The organism is Kitasatospora sp. NPDC101155, assembly GCF_044768305.1.
GTDB lineage: Bacteria > Actinomycetota > Actinomycetes > Streptomycetales > Streptomycetaceae > Kitasatospora.
Window position 1 is genome coordinate 1 of sequence record NZ_JBIWPN010000029.1, and the last position, 18927, is coordinate 18927.

At 74.0% G+C, this 18927-nt stretch carries 14 protein-coding genes and 1 pseudogene; 3 read left to right on the top strand and 12 right to left on the bottom strand.

From position 1 onward, the window contains the following. Positions 1–537 precede the first annotated feature (537 nt). From ACIRYZ_RS31870 to ACIRYZ_RS31885, 4 genes and pseudogenes are all read right to left on the bottom strand, one after another. The gene (locus ACIRYZ_RS31870) at positions 538–1581 is read right to left on the bottom strand and encodes an ABC transporter permease (RefSeq protein ID WP_402951194.1); all 1044 of its coding nucleotides are present in this window, start codon (positions 1579–1581) and stop codon (positions 538–540) included. Between the two features lie 15 nt (positions 1582–1596). Then, a pseudogene (locus ACIRYZ_RS31875) lies at positions 1597–2019 on the bottom strand (ABC transporter ATP-binding protein); the annotation flags it as partial. A gap of 110 nt (positions 2020–2129) precedes the next feature. Next, entirely contained in the window at positions 2130–2918 is a 789-nt protein-coding gene (locus tag ACIRYZ_RS31880) for an aminotransferase class IV (protein ID WP_402950975.1), read from the bottom strand. Beyond that, the gene (locus ACIRYZ_RS31885; protein ID WP_402950978.1) at positions 2911–3846 is read right to left on the bottom strand and encodes a GNAT family N-acetyltransferase; all 936 of its coding nucleotides are present in this window, start codon (positions 3844–3846) and stop codon (positions 2911–2913) included. Before ACIRYZ_RS31885 ends, ACIRYZ_RS31880 begins: the two co-directional genes overlap by 8 nt. 387 nt (positions 3847–4233) lie before the next feature. Between ACIRYZ_RS31885 and ACIRYZ_RS31890 the strand changes: the two genes are divergently transcribed. Beyond that, on the top strand, positions 4234–5394 hold the full coding sequence (locus ACIRYZ_RS31890; RefSeq protein ID WP_402950981.1) for a glycosyltransferase family 4 protein: 1161 nt from the start codon (positions 4234–4236) through the stop codon (positions 5392–5394). Positions 5395–5546: 152 nt separating this feature from the next. Here ACIRYZ_RS31890 and ACIRYZ_RS31895 read toward each other — a convergent pair whose 3' ends face one another. The 3 genes from ACIRYZ_RS31895 to ACIRYZ_RS31905 form a co-directional block, all read right to left on the bottom strand. Beyond that, positions 5547–6206, bottom strand: a complete 660-nt coding sequence (locus tag ACIRYZ_RS31895; RefSeq protein WP_402950984.1) for a response regulator — start codon at positions 6204–6206, stop codon at positions 5547–5549. Positions 6207–6267: 61 nt separating this feature from the next. After that, positions 6268–6474: a hypothetical protein gene (locus tag ACIRYZ_RS31900; RefSeq protein ID WP_402950987.1), complete on the bottom strand. Its 207-nt coding sequence runs from the start codon at positions 6472–6474 to the stop codon at positions 6268–6270. A 57-nt stretch (positions 6475–6531) separates the two neighbouring features. Beyond that, positions 6532–7452 (bottom strand): DMT family transporter, encoded by a 921-nt coding sequence (locus ACIRYZ_RS31905; protein WP_402950989.1) that lies wholly within the window; start codon positions 7450–7452, stop codon positions 6532–6534. A 107-nt stretch (positions 7453–7559) separates the two neighbouring features. Here ACIRYZ_RS31905 and ACIRYZ_RS31910 point away from each other — a divergent pair, with 107 nt between their 5' ends. Together ACIRYZ_RS31910 and ACIRYZ_RS31915 are read left to right on the top strand one after the other, a co-directional pair. Then, complete coding sequence (locus ACIRYZ_RS31910; RefSeq protein ID WP_402950992.1) at positions 7560–8468, top strand: LysR family transcriptional regulator; 909 nt, start codon at positions 7560–7562, stop codon at positions 8466–8468. A 536-nt stretch (positions 8469–9004) separates the two neighbouring features. After that, positions 9005–10222: a carbohydrate-binding protein gene (locus ACIRYZ_RS31915; RefSeq protein WP_402950995.1), complete on the top strand. Its 1218-nt coding sequence runs from the start codon at positions 9005–9007 to the stop codon at positions 10220–10222. Positions 10223–10277: 55 nt separating this feature from the next. Here ACIRYZ_RS31915 and ACIRYZ_RS31920 read toward each other — a convergent pair whose 3' ends face one another. The 5 genes from ACIRYZ_RS31920 to ACIRYZ_RS31940 form a co-directional block, all read right to left on the bottom strand. Then, complete coding sequence (locus ACIRYZ_RS31920; RefSeq protein ID WP_402950997.1) at positions 10278–13184, bottom strand: hypothetical protein; 2907 nt, start codon at positions 13182–13184, stop codon at positions 10278–10280. Beyond that, the gene (locus ACIRYZ_RS31925; protein WP_402950999.1) at positions 13184–15052 is read right to left on the bottom strand and encodes an HSP90 family protein; all 1869 of its coding nucleotides are present in this window, start codon (positions 15050–15052) and stop codon (positions 13184–13186) included. Before ACIRYZ_RS31925 ends, ACIRYZ_RS31920 begins: the two co-directional genes overlap by 1 nt. A gap of 76 nt (positions 15053–15128) precedes the next feature. Next, complete coding sequence (locus tag ACIRYZ_RS31930; RefSeq protein WP_402951002.1) at positions 15129–16178, bottom strand: hypothetical protein; 1050 nt, start codon at positions 16176–16178, stop codon at positions 15129–15131. 151 nt (positions 16179–16329) lie between these two features. Continuing rightward, a complete protein-coding gene (locus ACIRYZ_RS31935; RefSeq protein ID WP_402951005.1) occupies positions 16330–17151 on the bottom strand; it encodes a hypothetical protein in 822 nt (273 codons plus the stop codon). A 177-nt stretch (positions 17152–17328) separates the two neighbouring features. Then, positions 17329–18771, bottom strand: a complete 1443-nt coding sequence (locus ACIRYZ_RS31940) for a glyceraldehyde-3-phosphate dehydrogenase (protein WP_387631437.1) — start codon at positions 18769–18771, stop codon at positions 17329–17331. Between the last annotated feature and the right edge of the window lie 156 nt (positions 18772–18927).

Sequence of the window (18927 nt, forward strand, 5' to 3'; positions counted from 1 at the left end):
CGCTGTTGAGTTCTCAAGGAACGGACGCTTCCTTCGGACCGCCTTCCAGCGGGCCCTCCGGGCGCTTCATTCTTTCGTGTTTCCAGCTTATCAGACGTTTTCCGCTCCGCTTCCGGGGCTTCGTTCATCCAACTCGCCGATGTCCTCTGGGGCTTGACGCCCCGTCCGACGTTTCAAACTCTAGCCGACCCTCGCTCCGAAAAGCGAATCCGGCCGCAACCCGATAAAACGCACACACCGAATAAGCACCGGGTCGCACCGCGAGAACGCGTAGACGACCGGTACGAACCGGAAGTGGTGTTTCAAAGGAGTGGCCGCCCCGGGACCGTCCGCGCCGATGCGTGTCCGGTGCTCCCTGCCGAGCGACTGGGAGACACTACCCCTTACCGAGGGCCCAAGACAATTCAGGAGGCTGTCGGGGTGCGCTTCTGCGTTTCACAGTCGACGTGGACGAGGCCGAAGCGTTGGTGACAGCCCTCAGGGCACTCAAGGCCTCCCCTCCCCCTCCCCCTCCCCCTCCTCCCCCGACGGTTTTGGCTACTGCCGCGCCGCGCCCGCTGTCGTCGGCCTGGTCCGCAGCAACGCCCAGGCGGGCAGCCCGGCCGCGCCGAGGCAGAGCAGCACGGCTCCGGCGGCCAGCGGCACCACGAGGGTCGCCGGGACGTACGGAGCGGTGCCCGCGACCCCGCGGGCGACCGGGACCAGCGTGATCCAGGCGATCACCCCGCCGAGCGTCAGCCCGGCGGCGGCGACCAGTAGCGCCTCCCAGCGCAGCATGCCGCGCACCTGGCGCCGGGTGGTGCCGGCCAGCCGCAGCAGGGCGACCTCGCGGCGCCGGTCCAGGACCATCATCACCAGGGTGTTGGCGGCGGTGACGGCGGCGAACCCGCCGAGCACGGCGGCCATCACGGTGTTGGCCCAGCCGTTGAGCTCCATGTCCTTGTCGGCCTTGGCGACGAACCCGGACCGGTCACTCACCGTCAGCCCGCCGAATCCGTCGAGCGCGCTCGCCACCGCCGTACGGTCCGCGCCCGGGGCGTCGGCGACCAGCACCTGGCTGTCGTACCCGGCGGTGACGTGAGCGCCGACCGCCGCCAGGGGCAGCAGCGCCCGGCCGAAGCCGAGCCCGCGGTCGTACACGGCGACCAGCACGGGGTGGACGGCGGTGCCGTCGCCGAGCCAGAGCGGGACGCGCTCGCCCACCTTGGCGGCCAGGGTGGCGTCCAGGGCGACGGTGTCGCCGGATCGGCCGAGGTCGGCGAGCGAGCCGCTGCGCACGCCCAGGTCGAGCACCCTAAGCAGCCGGGTCGGGTCGCCGTCCACGCCGAGCGCGGGGGCGGAGCCGAGCCGGCCGTTCTGCCGGTGGACGACAGCGGTGCGCAGCACGCCGACCGCGGCGTCCACCCCGGGCGCCCCGGCGGCCCGCTCGGCGGTGCCGGCGGGCAGGCCGGGGCCGGCTGCGGAGAGCACGTGGTCAGCGGTGATGCCGGCGCGGACGTTCTCGCCGGTGGCGTGGATCAGGGTGCTCTGGATCACCAGCACGGTCCCGCAAAAGGCGGTGACCAGCACGATCGGGGTCATCGCGGAAGCCAGTCGGCGGGCGTTGGCGCGGTCCTGGCGTTCTCCGGCGAGGCGCTGCGGGAGCAGCACATTCTGTTCGACGGTCAGTGAGGGCAGCAGGTCGAAGGACTGGAAGACGAAGCCGATCCGGCGGCGGCGCAGCTTGGTCAGCCGATTCTCGCTCAGCCCGGTGAGCTCCTCGCCGCCGAGCCGGACCTGCCCCGCGTCCGGGCGGTCCAGGCCCGCCGCGCACTGCAGGAAGGTGGACTTGCCGGATCCAGAGGGCCCCATCACGGCGGTGAAGCTGCCGCGGTCGAGCACCAGGTCGATCCCGCGCAGGGCGTGCACGGCCCCGTCACCGCGGCCGTAGCTGCGGCGCACCCCGCGCAGTTCGATCGCGGGGCCGGCGTGCGCGGCGGCGTACGGCTCGGCGGTCGGGCGGTCGTGGCGGCGTGCCATGGCGGGGCCTTCCTTCGGGAATCGTCGCTGGACGTCGACGGGTTCCACGCTAGGAAGCCAGGTCCACCCGGGCCATGGAGTCCGCTGGCGGACCGGGGGTGGGGTTATCCCTACACTGCCTCGGCGGCGATCCCCCGGTAGGCGGCGCGCAGTTCGGCGAGCACGGGGTGGGCGGGGTCGAAGGCGGTGCCGTCCACGGCGGCGAGCGGGCGCACGCCCACGCCCGCGTTGGCGGCGAAGGCCGCGTCGAACTCGTCCAGCCGGGTGGCGTGGACGGGCTCGCGGGACTGCGGGCCGCCGTACGCACCGGCCAGCAGCGCCTCGGTGACGCCGGGCAGGCTGGGGCCCTCGGGCCAGACCAGGCGGTCCCCGGCCAGGAAGCCGACGTTCCAGGTGGTTCCCTCGGTCACCCGGCCGTCCTCATCGGTGAGCAACGCGTCGTCGTGTCCGGCGAGTTGGGCCAGTCGGCGGTGGTGGACCAGACCGAACAGGCCGACGTGCTTCACCTCGGGCAGCTCCCGCCGGTACACCGTCGTCCGCACCCGCAGCGGGCCGGGCTCGGCCGTCGCGGCCGGGCGGGTGGTCACCAGCAGGGCGGGCGCGGCGGGCGCGGCGGGGCGTTCCAGGCCGAGAGCGGGGTCGTACCCGGTGGCCCGGACGATCACCGGTCCGCCGTCGGCGGGCAGCACCGCGCGGATCCGCTCCCGGACCGCCGCCCGGTCCAGCTCGGTGCCGAACAGCGTCCGGCAGTCCCGGACCAGCCGGTCCAGGTGCAGCGTCAGACCGCGGACCCGGCCCGCCTCGGCGCGCATGGTGGTGAAGTGCCCGTAGTTGAGCAGCCCCAGGGCGGCGAGCCGTGCCGGGTCCGCGGGGGCGCCGTCGATCTCGATGTCAGCCATCCCCCGAGTCTGCCAGCTGTGCGGTCGCCTCCGGCGCCGGACGGTACGGGCTCACCGCCCGGCGGCCCGTCCCCCGGGCGGCCTGCTCGAACTGCTCGATCTTGAAGGCGAGCCCCTCCGGCTCCCCCGCGTCCGACCAGCGCCACGCCTCCGCCCACCACTGCGGCCCGCGCACCATCGGCCACCCGGCGAGCGCCAGGTACAGCGCCAGCGTCGACCGCGCGTACTCGTGCACCCAGCCGTCGCAGCCCCGGTAGTCGGCGGTCTCGTCCAGCCGCAGCCAGCGCCCCTCCCGCCCGGCCGCCAGTATCGGCACCCAGCCGCGCTGCCCGTCGGCGACCAGCAGGAGCAGCCGCCCGTCCTCCTCGCGCACCCGGTGCAAGGGCAGTTGGGGCATCCGGGCCAGCGACAGCGACCGCTTCCAGCCCACCACCCACAGGCCCCGGCGCAGGTAGTACCGGACCGCCGACTGCCAGGTCCAGTGCGCCTCCAGGCGGAACCCCGGCAACCCCTCGGCGGTGGCCGCCGCGTACACCTCGTCCAGCGCGCCGGCGGCCAGCCCGCGACCGCGGGCCCCGGGCCCGACGTAGAGGGAACTGACGGCGAGTTGGCTCGGCCCCTTGGTCCAGTTGTCCACCGCGACGGTGCCGACGACCTCGGCCCGGTCATCCCGGATCCAGTACCGCCGCCGGTACAGCTCCCCGCCGGGCCACTCCCGTCCGCTCTCCCCCAGCCGCTCCCGCCAGGCCCGCTCGGCCTGCGGCGTCAGCCCGTCCGGGTCCACCACCTCGCCCAGCTCGCCCTCCACCAGGGAAGCCAAGTCCCACAGCGCGAACCGCCGTTCCTCCCCCTCCACCGCCGCCCGCAGCCGCTTCCCCGCCGCCAACCGCCCCTGCGCCCGCTCCACCGCGGCATCCCACGACCTCACCCACGCCACGATAGCGGGCCGCCGGGTACGAAACGTAATCCGCCGAACACCGACCGTCAGACCACGGTCACCGGGCCTCGTCCCGGGGTTTTCGCGCTGCCGGGCTCGGCAACGGGCCGAGCAGGCCGTGGGACCCGGTCCGTCCGGGGCGGTGGGTGGAGCCGTCGGGGGCGGTGCCGGGTGGTGGGGGAAACCCGACCATGGGACTCCACCTGACCCTGATGACCCAGCTGACCTGCGCCGATGGAATGGAGGGGGTCCTCCTCGTCCTGCTCACGTCCGCTTCCGCTTCGCCTGCCCCGCCGACTTTCCTGCCGATCGCCGTTCTGAGTCCGCTTCTGATTCCCGTTCCGATTCCCGTTCCGATTCCGTCATGAGAGGCCTGCCATGGGCAGCACGCTCGTCGTCACCAACGACTTCCCGCCCCGCCAGGGCGGCATCGAGACCTTCGTCCAGGCGATGGCCGACCGCCTCCCCGGCGGAGTGGTCGTCTACACCTCCGCCGAACCGGGCGCCGAGCGCCACGACGCCACACTCCCCTACCCGGTGGTCCGCGACCCCGCCCGCACCCTGCTGCCCACGCCCCGGGCGACCCGCCGCGCCGCCGAGACAGCCCGAGCGCACGGCTGCGACCGGGTCTGGTTCGGCGCCGCCGCCCCGCTCGCCGCCATGACGCCCGGCCTGCTGCGCCGGGCGCCCGGCCTGCTGCGCACCGTCGCCACCACCCACGGCCACGAGATCTGGTGGGCCCGCACCCCGGGCGCCCGCCGGGTGCTGCGCCGGATCGGGCGCAGCGTGGACACGGTCACCTTCCTCGGCGAGTACACCCGTGACCGGATCGCCCCCGCCCTCGGGCCGGGCGCCCGGCTGAGCCGACTGGTGCCGGGCGTGGACCCGGCCGTGTTCCGGCCGGGCACCTTCGTTCCGACGGCGCACCCGGTGATCCTCTGCGTCGCCCGACTGGTCCCGCGCAAGGGCCAGGACGTGCTGATCCGCGCGCTGCCCGCGATCCGCCGGGCCGTCCCGGGCACCACCCTCGTGCTGGTCGGCCAGGGACCGGACGAGTCCCGGTTGCGGGCGATGGCCCACCGCCTCACCGAGCCGGGCAGCGTCGAGTTCACCGGCGGTCTCGACCATGCCGCCACCGCCGCCCACTACGCCGCGGCCGACGTGTTCGCCATGCCGTGCCGCACCCGCCGGATGGGCCTGGAGGCCGAGGGCCTCGGGATCGTCTACCTGGAGGCGGCGGCCGCCGGCCTGCCCGTGGTGGCCGGCCGCTCCGGCGGCGCCCCCGACACCGTCCTCGACGGCGTCACCGGCACCGTCGTCGACGGCCGGAACCCGGCAGCGGTCGCCGCCGCCCTCACCCGCCTCCTGCTAGCTTCGCGGGCCGAGCGCGAACGGATGGGCGCGGCCGGGCGGCGCTGGGCGGCGGAGCACTGGTCCTGGGACGCCTCGGCCCGGCACCTGGCGCGGCTGCTGGACCCGGAGGTGCCCCTGCCGGACCGGATCGCGGACGCCGACTCGCCCATGGCCGAAGCGCGGTGAGCCGCCTCGGGCCGCCACCAGGCTCGGCCGACCAGCCGGCTCGTGTCCGCGGTGGTCATTCACGCGGCCGGTCCGCCCGCGGACGCCCCGGACGGCCACCCGGATCGCGCCCAGGCGTGCGCCGGCAGCGCGAGCACCCACCGGCCACCGTCCTACTCGTCGCCCCGCAGGTGTGCCAGCACCGCCAGCACCCGCCGGTTGCCCTCCGTCGGATCCAGGTCGAGCTTCATGAAGATGTTGCCGCAGTGCTTCACCACCGAGGCCTCGGTGATGCACAACCGCCCGGCGATCGCCTGGTTGTTGAGCCCCTCGGCCATCAGCGCGAGCACCTCGCGTTCGCGCGGGGTGAGGCGGGCCAGTGGGCGGTCGGCGGACTGGGCGCGCAGCAGGACGCGGACGACGTCCGGGTCGATGACGGTCTCCCCGGCGGCGACCCGGCGCAGCGCGTCGAGGAAGTCGGCGACCTCGCCGACCCGGTCCTTCAACAGGTAGCCCAGGCCCGCTGGTTGGGCGCCGGCGGCGGCGAGCAGGCGGGTGGCGTACGGGGTGGCCACGTACTGGGAGAGGACCAGGACGGGCAGGCCGGGGTGGCGCTCGCGCAGGGCGAGGGCGGCGCGCAGGCCCTCGTCGGTGTGGTCGGGGGGCATCCGGACGTCGGTGACCACGATGTCGGGACGGTCGGCGTCGACGGCCGCGACGAGGGCCTCGGCGTCGCCGACCGCGGCGGTCACCGAGTGCCCGCCGAGGCCGAGGAGTTCGACCAGTCCGGCACGCAGCAGTACCGCGTCCTCGGCGATCACGATCCGGAGCACGGGACCTCCAGCCGCAGCGTCGTCGGACCGCCCGTCGGACTCGTCACCATCAACCGTCCCTTCAGTAGGGCCGCCCGGTCGGCGAGCCCCGCCAGTCCGGCCCCGGCGGCACCAGAAGCGCCGCGAGGACGACCAGCAGCGGCGGCCCGAGCAACGCGCCGCAGAGCAGGTGCGCCCAGCAGCGCGGCACCCAGCGGGTGAACGGGAAGCGCAACGGACGGGCCAGCAGCGCGGCCCGGACAGCCACCGGATGCGGGTCCTCGTTCACCTGATTCCCCCCAGGATGCCCCCGGCTTCAGCCGGGGGAGGACGTCAACGGACCACTCTAACCAACCGGCTGACGGTCCTTCGGGGGCGGAGGAGCGGCGACGGGCGCCTTGCGGGGCCGGGTCAGGGCGACCGCGGCGATCACCAGGGCGCCGCCGGCCAGGGCGTTCCAGCCGACCGGCTCGGCCAGGAAGGCGGCGCCGAGGGCGGTGGACCACAGCGGCATGACGTAGGTGACGGCGGAGGCGACGGTGGTGCCCGCCGCGCGGACCAGGCCCAGGTTGAGCAGGTACGCCAGGCCCGTACCGAGCGCGCCGAGCACCAGCAGGGCGGCGGCAGCCGAGCCGCCCGGCCAGTGCGGGGCGCCTGCGGCGAGCGGGGTGACCAGCGCCAACTCGACCGCGGCGCAGCCGATCTGGAGCGCGGACAGGGCGGTCACCGACTCCGGGCGGCCGGACAGGAAGCGGCGCAGGTAGGCGAAGCCGGCGCCGTAGCAGCAGGCGGCCGACAGGCAGGCGAGGGCGCCGACCGTCGCGCCGGAGCCGAGGCCGCGCCACACCCCGAGCACGGTGAGCACGCCGACGAAGCCGAGCGCGAGGCCGGAGAGCCGGCGGGCGCCCGGGCGGCGCTCCTCGGGGACGGTGAGCACCGCGAACAGCATGGTGAACAGCGGGGTGGTCGCGTTCATCACCCCGGCCAGCACCGAGCTGACCCTGGTCTCGCCGAAGGAGAACAGGGTGAACGGCACGGTGTTGAGCAGCACCGCGACCACCGCCGAGTGCCCCCACAGCGCCCGGTCGCGCGGGGCCCGCTCGCCGCGCAGCAGCAGGACCGCCCACAGTGTGAGGGCGCCGAGCAGGCTGCGCCACAGCGCCACCCACGCCGGCGGCACCCCCGCGTCGACCGCCACCTTGATCAGGGCGAAGCTCGCGCCCCAGATCGCCGACAGTGCCACGAAGCCCGGCAACCAGCGCCGCACCCCGACCACCTCCCCGTCCGTCCTCCCGTTGTGTTCTGGACAGAGGGTGGCCCGACGACGGACCATGAGTCCAACAAGTGGCGATGCCGGAACGATGAGGAAGTCTCATGGCCTCGGAGGTCAACCTGGCCCAGCTCAGGGCACTGGTCGCGGTCGCCGACAGCGGCGGCTTCGGCGCGGCCGCCGACGAACTGGGCATCAGCCAGTCCGCCGTCTCGCACGCCGTCGCCGCACTGGAGCGCTCGCTCGGCTCCCCCGTGCTGCGGCGCGGCAGCCCGTGCCTGCCCACCCCGCTCGGCGAGCAGATCCTGCCGCACGCCCGGACCGCCGTCGCCTCCGCCGCCGCGGTCCGCACCATCGCCACCCGGCACTCCGGCGGCCCGACCGGCACCGTGCGGCTGGCCGCGCCGACCACCGTCTGCCAGGCGCTGCTACCCGGGCTGCTGCGGGGCTGGAAGGCGGCGTACCCGCAGGTCACCGTACGGCTCTTCGAGGGCGAGGACGCCGAGCTGCCCACCTGGCTGGAGGCCGGCACGGTGGACGCCGCCGTGCTGGTGGACGCCGGCCCGCTGCCGCCCGGGGCGGTCGCGCTCGGCGCCGACTCGATGCACGCGCTGCTGCGCCGGGACCACCCGCTCGCCGGGCAGGAGACCGTCCACGTGGCCGAACTGGAGGACGACGACTTCCTGCTCTCCGAGGGCGGCTGCGAGCGCCACATCCGCGAGGCCTACCGGCGGGCCGGCACCCGCTTCACGCCCCGGCACCGGATCCGCGACCTCAATACGCTGATCGGCATGGTGCACGCGGGCGTCGGAGTCTCGGTGATGCCGGCGCTGGCGTTGACCATGCTGCCGCCGGACTGCGTGCTGGTGCCGATCCGGCCCGCCGTGCACCGGACGCTGACGCTCACCGGGCCGAGCGGCCGGCCCTGGTCCCCGGCGGTCAGCGGCCTGCTCGCGGGGGTGGGTGCGGGGGTGGGCATGGGCGTGGGCGTGGCGGCCTCAGCCTCGGCCTGAGGGAAGGACGTCCCGGCAGACCGCCGCCCGCTGACGGGTCGCCCGGCGACGACGTGCTGGCGCTCACCACGGCGGTCGGCGAAGGGCGGCAGGCCGGGCGGCAAGTGGCAGGGGGCGGCTGGCGGCGCGGGCTGGGTCAGGTGCAGCTGCCCGATGGTGTGCGCCTGGACGATGGCGCCGGCGTGCACCCACCCGTCCACGCTGTCCGTGTTCTCCTCGGCCGCCCGTCAACTCCAGGGCCTGAGGCAGGTCCTGCCGCGGCGATCGGCTTGACCGTTTTGGGGTTGACCACCCTTCGCCAACAGGTCTATACCAGTGGGGACCATCGGCAACCACCCGCCGCCGACGGTCCGTTCGGCCGTCACGCCACCCCCACACCCGGCGCGACCAGGCCCGCACTGCCCCACCGCCGTTCACTGGAAAGGCCTCCGATGGAACGCGCTCTTCCCCCACAGTGTCCCTCGCGACTTCCCTCGCACGTTCCCCCGCAGCGGCACACCGCACCGGCATCGCGCAGGTCCCGGGCCGCGCTCGCCGTGGCCGGGGTGCTCGGGCTGGTCGCCGGGGGTGTCGCCGCGCTGGCCGGCACCGGCCCGGCCTCGGCCTCCACCGCCGACAGCGGCACCGGCCTGGGCAGCAACTGGTACGCCTCGGCGCCGTACCTGATGCCCGAGGACAACAGCCCGCCGGACGCCGCCGCCGTGATGGACGCGACCGGACAGAAGGCCTTCCAGCTGGCCTTCATCCTCGCCCAGGGCAACAGCTGTTCGCCCGCCTGGGGCGGCACGTCCCCGATCGACGGCGACACCACCATGCCGGCGGTCATCCAGACCGTCCGCGACAAGGGCGGGGACGTCTCGGTGTCGGTCGGCGGGTACGGCGGCACCAAGCTGGGCCAGGTCTGCGGCACCCCCGAGGCGACCGCCGCCGGATACCAGCAGGTGGTCACCAAGTACAACCTCAAGGCGATCGACTTCGACCTGGAGGAGCCGGAGTACGAGAACACGGCCGCGATCCACAACGAGATCGGCGCGGCCCGCATCCTCCAGCAGAACAACCCGGGACTGTACATCTCGATCACCACCGCCGGGACCAACGCGGGCACCGGCTGGTTCGGCACCCAGATGCTGGGCGAGGCCAAGTCCCAGGGCTTCACGCCGAACAACTACTCGATCATGCCGTTCGACGGCGGCTTCAACGGCGCCGCCGCGCAGACCGACGCGCTGGTGAAGTTCAACCAGATCCTGCAGACCACCTTCGGCTGGAACGAGGCCACCGCGTACGCCCACGAGGGCGTGTCGATGATGAACGGCCGCACCGACGCCGCCGAGTACTTCCACCAGGCGGACTTCCAGACCGTGCTGGACTTCGCCACCGCTCACGGCCTGGCCCGGTACACCTTCTGGTCGGTGAACCGGGACCGCCAGTGCACCGGCCCCGTGGACCCGGGGCTGTCCGGCTCCTGCTCCAGCGTGGCGCAGAGCGACTGGGACTTCACCAAGTACACGGCGAAGTTCGCCGGGGCGACCCCGCCCACCACCCCGCCGACCACGCCCCCGTCCACGCCCCCGTCCACCCCGCCGACCGGTCCGGGCACCTGCACGACCCCGGCGTGGAGTGCGAGCACCACCTACACGGCGGGCGCCAAGGTCTCGTACAACGGGCACGACTACCACGCCAAGTGGTGGACGCTGAACGAGGTGCCCAGCGCCAGCGGTCAGTGGGGCGTCTGGGCCGACGACGGCCCCTGCTGACGAGAACACCCGAGCAGAGGAGCGGCGGGCGCACACAACGCCCGCCGCTCCCCCGTCAGTTGGCGGTGAACCGCTCCCGCAGCTCGCCCAGGATCTGCGCGGCCTCCCGCAGCCCGGCGGCCTCGCAGCGGGCGATCCCGGCGGTCAGCCGGGCCACCGCCGCCTGGGGACGCCCGAGGTCGCTGCCCTCGATCAGCGCGGCCAGCCGGACGGACTCCGCGCGGGGCGACTCGGCCCGTTCGCCGCCCCGCTCGTAGACCGCGATCGCCCGCTCGACCTCGGCGAGGGCCTCCTCGTGCCGGTCGGCGACGGCCAGGCAGCGCCCCCGCTCGTAGTGCGAACCGCCGCGCAGGTACCAGCCGCTGTACTCCTCGCCGGTGCGCTCGGCGGCCTCGCCGATCGCGTCCGCCTCGGCGAGCAGGGCGAGCGCCGCGTCCAGCCCCTCGGCGCCCTTGTCGCGCATCGTGAGCCGGGCCAACTCCCGCAGGGTCGCCGCCAGTTGGTCGACCTGCGGGGCCTTGCCGTGTGCCTCTCGGGCGCGCCCGAGGGCCACCTCGGCGGCGTCCCAGCGGTCCGCCTGGGCGAGGGCGAGGGTGGCCTCGCAGGCGACCATCGTGTGGGTCTGCTGGTCCTCCCAGTCGGCGACCAGGTCGGCCAGTCGCAGGTACTCCTCGGCGGCGTCCCGGTACTCGTCCAGCTCGGCCAGGCCCCGGGCGAGGTCGAGGCGGGCCTGGGCGAGCATCCGCTCGTCCAGCCCGGCGCCCGCGGCGTCCAGCACCGACTCCAGGACGGCCACGGCGTCGGCCGAACGGCCGGTGCCGCGCAGCACGTCGGCCAGCTGCAGCCGCACCTGGGCGGCCTCCTCGACGGCCGTCTCGCCCTGGCGGTCGTAGCGCGCGGCGGCCTCCGAGAGCGCCCGGACGGCGCCGCCGAAGTCCTCCACCTGCATGCTCGCGTGGCCGAGCATCATGTACGTCGGCGCGAACGGGTAGGAGTCGTCGCCCCAGCGCACCGCCTCGGCCAGCGCCCGGTGGAACACCTCGGCGGCCTTTGCGGGTTCGCCGTCCTGCAGCAGCACCTGGCCGAGCAGGCCGAGCACCCGCGGGGTGTGCCAGGGCAGTTCGGCGGCGTCCAACTGCGCCAGCACCTCGCGCAGTTCGGCGGCCGCCTCGGCCAGGCGGCCCTGCCGGGCGGCGGCGTCGGCGGTGTACTGCCGCGAGGTCGCCGCCCGCCGGGCGGAGCCGAGGGAGAGGGCGGTCTGCCGGTAGGCGCCGACGGCGGCCTCGAAGCGCGCGGCGGTCTGCGCGGAGGGCTCGGGCAGCGCCTCGACCAGGTCGTGGTGGGCGGCGTAGGCGCGCGACTGCAGGATGATCAGGTAGTCGTCGTCGGCCAGCGTGCCCGCCGCCCGCTGCTCCTCGGCCCGGGCCAGCGCGGCGTCCAGCGCCGTCCAGTCCGCCACCGCGCCCTCGACGTCGCCGAGTTCGACGATCAGCGTACGGGTGCGGACCATCAGCGCCGCGCCGGGCAGCCCGGCCCGCTCGTACAGCTCGGCCGCGGCCAGCAGGCCCGCCGCGCCCTCGGCGTGCTGGTCGCGCTGCAGCGCCTCGTGGGCGTGCTGCTCGGCGAGTTCGGCGGCCAGCCGCTCGGGGCCGCCGAGTTCGGCACCTCCGGGGTGGACGAAGCCGTCGGCGCCGGCGCGCTCGGCGATCCGCTTCCAGAGCCGGTCGGCGTCGGGGTGGCCGACCACCTCCAGTTCGCGGGCCCGCAGCACCAGGGCGGTGAAGTCCTCCGGCTCCGCCTCGACGGTGCGGCGCGGCGCCGGGGCGGCGGCCTGGGCCGTGGACAGCTCGGGGGCCGCCGCGGCGCGCACCCCGAGCGCCAGCGGCTCGGCCAGCAGCGGTTCGACGGCCAGCCGGGCGCGCCGCGCGGCGCTCACCGCGTCGGTGCCGTTGCGGGCGTCGAAGCGGGCGGCCAGCGCGTCGGCCTCGCCGCGCAGGTGGGCGAGCAGGGTGTCGACCGTCCAGGAGGTGCCGGCCGGACCGCTGACCGCGAGTTCGCCGTGGCCGGCCGCGGCCAGCCCGGCGACCAGCACCTCGACGCCGGTGAGGAACTCCAGCCGGGCGGCGGGCTCGCCGGCCACCGCGAACAGGTCGCGGTTCTCGGCGAGCAGCTCCAGACCGCGCGGCTCGTTGCCGGACAGCGCGCAGAACTCGATGTGCAGGCCGACGGCGTGCAGCATCGAGGCCTTGCCGCGGGCGTAGCGGTAGCCGGTCAGGTGCGCGGAGCGCGCCTCGTCCAGCCGGCCGCGGCGCAACAGCGGCAGCAGGGCGGTCGCCTGGCTGAAGTAGGGCTCCTGCTCGCAGGTGCTGCGGCCGTCCAGCACCGGGGCGAGGATCTCCAGCCCGCGGGCGTCGTCCCCGGCCTCGATGAAGTGCCGGGCGCGGGCGCGGGTCTCGCAGGCGTGGCAGTCGCTCAGCTCGGTGCGCGGGCGGGCCGTCCACAGCTCGTACGCGTCCTGGACGGCGACACCGGTCTGCGCGGCCAGGTGGTAGCGCTGGGCGTAGTACGGCTGGAGGTCGTAGCCGGCCGCGCGGTAGCGGTCGCGCAGTTCGGTGTGCCAGCGCCGGATCGCGGCCAGCGGGACGTCCGGGGTGTCCATGAGCGCGGCGGCGACCCACTTGAAGCGCCAGGACACCTGGTGCCGGGCCCACTCGCCGAAGCCGTCCGGGTCCTGGTCCCACAACTTGAGCACCCGGGCGAAGACCACCGGGCTCTTGCTGCGCTCGCCGTCGTACTCGTAGGCCTCCATGAGTTCGAGCAGGGCCATCGAGCGGACCCCGGTGTCCTCGAACTGCTCGGCGGCGTCGACGAGTTCCTCGGCGGTGACGGTACGGGTGCGGCCGTAGGGGCGGGCGTCGTTCTCGCGCAGCGCGGCCATCACCGCGTCGGGGGTGTCCAGCATCACGCCTCCTTCTCGTCGGTGCCGGCGGCGGCCGCCTCGTGGCCGAGCATGGCGTGGTCGAGCAGGCTGATGAACGAGCGGTTCAGCAGCGCGGACTCGCTGGCCTTGAGCGGGCGGCGGGTCATCAGCACGGCCTGCCCGTACAGCGCCTCGACGGCGGTGACAGCCAGCTCCCGGTTGGTGACGGTGGCGGCGCGGCGCACCAGCGGGTTGAGGTGGTTCAGCACCAGCTGGGCGCGGGGCACCTCGGCGCGCAGCGAGCCCAGGATGTCCGCCCACAACCCGTCGGCTTCGTCGGCGAGTTGGGCGCGGGTGCGCTCGTGCCGGGCCTCCCGGTTGTCGAGCAGCAGGGCGGGCGCGTTGGTCGGGTGGAAGCTGCGCAGGGCGACGTCGCAGTCGAACCGGCCGACCACCTCGCGGGCGATCGCCAGGAAGACGCCCGCGGCCAGTTCGGCGGCCGGGTCGACGGTGTCCAGGTGCGCGGTGACGGTGCCCGGGTCGAGATCGGCGACCGAGACGCCGGGGCGGATCTCGGGCAGCCGGTGCACCAGGTCGCGGTCGTAGGTGTAGCCGCCGTTGACCACGCCGAGGCCGGCCGCGCCGGCGATCGGGGCGACCTGGCGGAACTCCTCGACCGTACGGGTCACCAACACCACCGGGTGGCTGCGGGCGAACTCGTCCAGGGTGACGTTGCCGTCGGTGGTCTCGAACGGCAGCCAGGGCAACATCATCCGCAGCAACTCGTCGTCGTAGCGCGCGAGTTCCTTGACTGCCAGGTGGTGCACGGAGAGGAAGCGGTGCAGCAGCGCCGGGTCGCTGGCGGACAGGCCGGTGAGCCAGTCGCGGATCCGGGCGCCGAGCGCCTCGCGGACGGCGGCCAGCGTCTCGTCGGCGTACAGGCCCTCGCGCGAGGCGGTGGGGCGCAGCCCGTCGGTGTCCACCACGCAGCGGACGAAGAAGGCCCATTCCGGCAGCAGTTCGTCGGCCTGGTCGGAGAGCAGCATGCCCTTGAGGTGCACCCGGTGGCCGTTGCGGCGCGAGGGCGGGGCGGCGTCGGGCAGCACGTACGCGACGCCGCGCAGGCCGACCAGCGGGAGGTCCAGCTCGATGGTGTCGAGCGGGGTGAAGTCGAAGGTGGCGCGACAATACTCGGCGAGCGCGTCGCGCCGGGCCAGCGGGGAGCCGTGCCGCTCGGCCCACGGCGGGGTGCGGTTGACCCGGTGCTCGGTGCCGTTCGCGTCGATGACGGTGACGTCGTGGCGCAGCAGGCTGCCGAAGTCCCGGGCGAGGGAGAGCACCCGGCCGGAGCGGGTCCACTCGGCGGCGTCGGCGCGCGGCACGAGGGTGACGGTGGTGCCCGGTTCGGGCTTGGCCTCGACGGGCAGGGTGCGGATGGTGTAGCTGCCGTCGGAGCTGCCGCGCCACTCGATCACCGGGGCGTCCGGGGTGGCGGCGGAGCGGGTGACCACGGTGATCTCGTCGGCGACCACGAAGCAGGCGAGCAGGCCGATGCCGAACTGGCCGATGAAGTCGCCGCGGGCCTTGGCCAGCCCGGCGCCGTCCAGGCGGCCGTCGGCGTCGCGCTTGGAGCTGCGGCCGATGGTGGCGAGGAAGGTGTGGACGTCCTTCTCGGTCAGGCCGATGCCGGTGTCGGTGACGGACAGCTCGTCGTCGGCGCGGACGGTGATCGCCGCCGGCGCCTCGGGGTCGAGCGCGCGGCGGGCGGAGATCGCGTCCACCGCGTTCTGCAGCAGCTCGCGCAGGTAGACCCGCGGGCTGGAGTAGAGGTGGTGGGAGAGCAGGTCCACCAGGCCGCGCAGGTCCACCTGGAAGGTGTGCGCACTCGTCGGGTTGTCGGATGGGGACACCGGAGGCTCTTTCGATCGCGAGGAGGGTGAAGGGTTCGGGGGACGCGGCGTGGCGTCAGCGGCGCGCGGCTCGGCCTCAGTGCGCGGCGCAGCGGTCGCGGTGGGCGCGGTAGACCTTGACCGGGTCGCCGGACAGGTAGTGCCAGGGCGACTCGGTGACGAAGCCGTCCAGCGCGTCGAACAGCAGCCGCGCGGTCTTGCGCTGGTCGGCGAGCGAGAAGGCCATCGCGAAGGTGTTGAAGCTCGCCTGCCAGCCGCGGATCGGGACGAAGTCCGGGTGCAGGACGGACCGGAACGCGGCCTCCTGCAGGTCGGCCAGCACGGTGGGGCTGGACAGGTACGCGTGGTCCTCGCCGTCCGGGAGGTCCAGCCAGCGCTCCAGGTGGGCGAGCGCGACCAGCTCACCGAGCTGGCTGCCCTCCGGGGCGCCCAGCATCGCGGAACGGGCGAACTCGTGCATCTCGTCGTGCGAGCCGCCCCACTTGGCGCTCAGCTGCTGGAGCCGCTGGCGGTGCGAGCCGGGGTGCCCGGGCAAGCGACGGACGGCGGCCTCGAAACGGCAGGTGGCGACCTCCGGGCCGAGCGAGGCACCACGGGCGCTGATCTGCAGGAAGTACCAGGGGGCGAGCCAGGACGGCTCCCGCTCGGCGGCCTCCAGTAGCTGCTCCTCGGCGAGGTCCAGCCGCTCGTGGAACAGCTTCCACTGCTCCTCGGTGACGTGCTTGGCCCGGGCGCCGGTCCGCGCCTCCCAGGCCCAGGTGACGTGCCGGGCGCCGGACAGCAGCAGCGGCAGCGCGTCGTCCGGCGCGTCGGCTATCGCGCGGGCCGTCCACTGCTCGACCCCGGACACGTCGGCGATCGCGCCGGCCAGCCAGGTCAGGTCGGCCGCGCCCGTCTCCGCCCCGGCCGCGGCGGCCAGCGCGGGGCGCAGCGCCGCCCAGTCCCCGGCGGCGGCCTGCCCGAGCACCGGACGGACGGACTCGTCACCGAACGTCGGGTCGAGCCGCGGCTCGGCCGCCCGGGCGGCCGCGGGCGCCTCCGCGGCCCGTCTGCCGAACCCGAACCCGCGCCGACCGGCCCGGTCCTGCGCGCCCTCCCCGCCCGAGCGGCGTCGGAACAGCGGCATGTGTGGCCCCCTCGAACTTCATCGGCATCTTTCGCATGGCCGCACAGTGGCCAGCCAGATGAGTACATATCACGGGTCTCCGACACCCGTTTCCCCAGCCCAGGGCCACCGGGGGCGGGGGCGCCCGGACCGCACGGCCGGTCAGGTCAGGTCAGGCCACGCCGAGCCCGGCGTCCGCTGCCTTTCCCGACTGCGCCTGCTCGATCCGCTTGACCAGCATCACCGCGAACCGCCGGGCGGCGGCCACGTCCACCGGACCGCCCTCCGTGGTCACGCTCGCCACCACGGTGCCCGAGCGGACCACGATGCTGACGCCGTCACCTGCGGACAGCGGCCCGACGAAGGCCTGGCTCTCACTGCCCAGCACCGGGGTGTCGACCTTGTGGAACGGCCCGACGGGATAGGAGGCGTAGGTCTCCTTCAACCGGTCCTTGGCCGCGTCCCGGCTGGGCAGGGTGTCCACCAGGAAGCGGGTGACCAGATCCCCCGAGGAGAACCGCACCGACCCACTGAGCGGCTTGCCCGCACAGGGGGTGGACGCCGTGCAGGTGGTGGCGTGGTCGGCGGTGTCGACCTTGCGCTTCTCCTCGTCCCACCCGGCCATCACCTTGCCGTCCGGCAGCACCTGCCCGACCACCTTGTCGTCCAGCAGCGCCCCCTCCAGGTCCGCCCCGGGCGTCGCCGCGACGGGCGGCGGCACCGGCGCCCCACTCTCTGCTCCGGCGGCGCCCCCGACCGTGGCAGCACCGGCCGCCGACGTCGCGGCCCCCGTTACAGCTCCCGCCCCGACCCCGGACGCCGACGGCACCGGGGCGGAGGCCGACACCGCGCCCGTCACCGTCGGCCCCACCGAACTCGCCGCTCCCGAGGCCGCCTTGACGCCCTCCGACCCGCCGGACGAACACCCGGCCAGCACGCCCATCAGCACCCCGACCGCCACCCCGACGGCCACCCGCCGACCACCCATCCCCATGCCCGCTCCCTTACGGCTGTCCGTGACCCCTCAAGATAGCGACCACCCCCCACCCCACCCACCCCGGGCCCCGCGCACACGAACCGCTTCGCCCGCACCATGACGCAACCGCCCGGGAACGCCGACGGGGCGGCGACCAACCGGTCACCGCCCCGTCGAAACCGATCAACCGGTGGATCAGACCGCCGGAGCCGGGAAGGTCGGGTACTCGACACCCGAGATGTACTGCACGACCCGCACGACCTGGCACGAGTAACCGAACTCGTTGTCGTACCACAGGTACAGGATCGCGTTGTCGCCCTCGACCTTGGTCGCGCCGGCGTCCACGATCGAGGCGTGGCGCGAGCCGATGAAGTCGCTGGAGACCGCGTCGGGCGAGTCGGTGAAGTCGATCTGGCGCTTCAGCGGCGAGGTCAGCGAGATCTCCCGCAGGTAGTCGAGGACCTCCTCGCGGTTGGTCTCACGCTTCAGCTGCAGGTTCAGGATCGCGATGGACACGTCCGGCACCGGCACGCGGATCGAGCTGCCGGTGATCTTCGCCTTGAGGTCCGGCAGGGCCTTGGCGACGGCCGAGGCGGCACCGGTCTCGGTGATCACCATGTTCAGCGGCGCCGAGCGGCCACGGCGGTCGGCCTTGTGGTAGTTGTCCAGCAGGTTCTGGTCGTTGGTGAACGAGTGGACGGTCTCCACATGGCCGCGGACCACGCCGTACTCGTCCTCCATCGCCTTCAGCGGCGGGACGATGGCGTTGGTGGTGCAGGAGGCGCAGGAGATGATCTGCTCGTCCGGCTTGATCATGTCGTGGTTGACGCCGTGCACGATGTTCGGCACGTCGCCCTTGCCCGGGGCGGTCAGCACGACCTTGGCGATGCCGGGGCGCAGGTGCTTGGACAGGCCCTCACGGTCACGCCACTTGCCGGTGTTGTCGATCAGGATCGCGTCCTTGATCCCGTACTCCGTGTAGTCGACCTCGCTCGGGTCGTTGGAGTAGATCACCGTGATCTCGTTGCCGTTGACGACGATCTTGTTGTTCGCCTCGTCGACGGTGATCGTGCCCTGGAACTGGCCGTGGATCGAGTCCCGGCGCAGCAGCGAGGCGCGCTTGACCAGGTCGTCGCCGCCGCCGTTGCGCACGACGATGGCCTTCAGGCGCAGGCCGTTGCCGGAGGCCTTCTCGATCAGCAGGCGGGCGACCAGGCGGCCGATGCGGCCGAACCCGTACAGCACGACGTCCTGCGCGGACCGGCGCTCCAGCTTGTTCTCACCGGTGGCACCGGCGACGGCCTGGGCGGTGAACTCCTCCACCGACAGGCCGCGGTCGTCCGCCCGGTAGGTCGAGGCGAGCATCCCGAGGTCGATCTGCGAGGGGCCGAGGTCCAGGGTGGTCAGCGCCTGCAGGAACGGCATGGTCTCGGTGACCGAGAGCTCCTCGCCGGCGATCTGCCGGGCGAAGCGGTGCGTCTTGAGGATGCTGACCACCGACTTGTTCACCAGGGACCGGCTGTGGAGCAGGACGGTGACGTCCTTCTCCCGGTGCAGTCGCCCGATGATCGGGATCATCGACTCCGCGATCTCCTCGCGGTTCTTCCAGTCCGTGAACACGTCGTCGTTGACAGTCACAAGTCCATCTTTCGAGCTGAGGGTGTTGCCTTCATGGTAGCTTCGCCCGCTCCCGCCCCAACGGCCGGTCCCTCCTCCGACCACCTCACACCCCCCTCCCACCTGCGCTTTCCCCCACGACCCCACCGCCAAAGGTGATCACCGCCACCCCCAGCT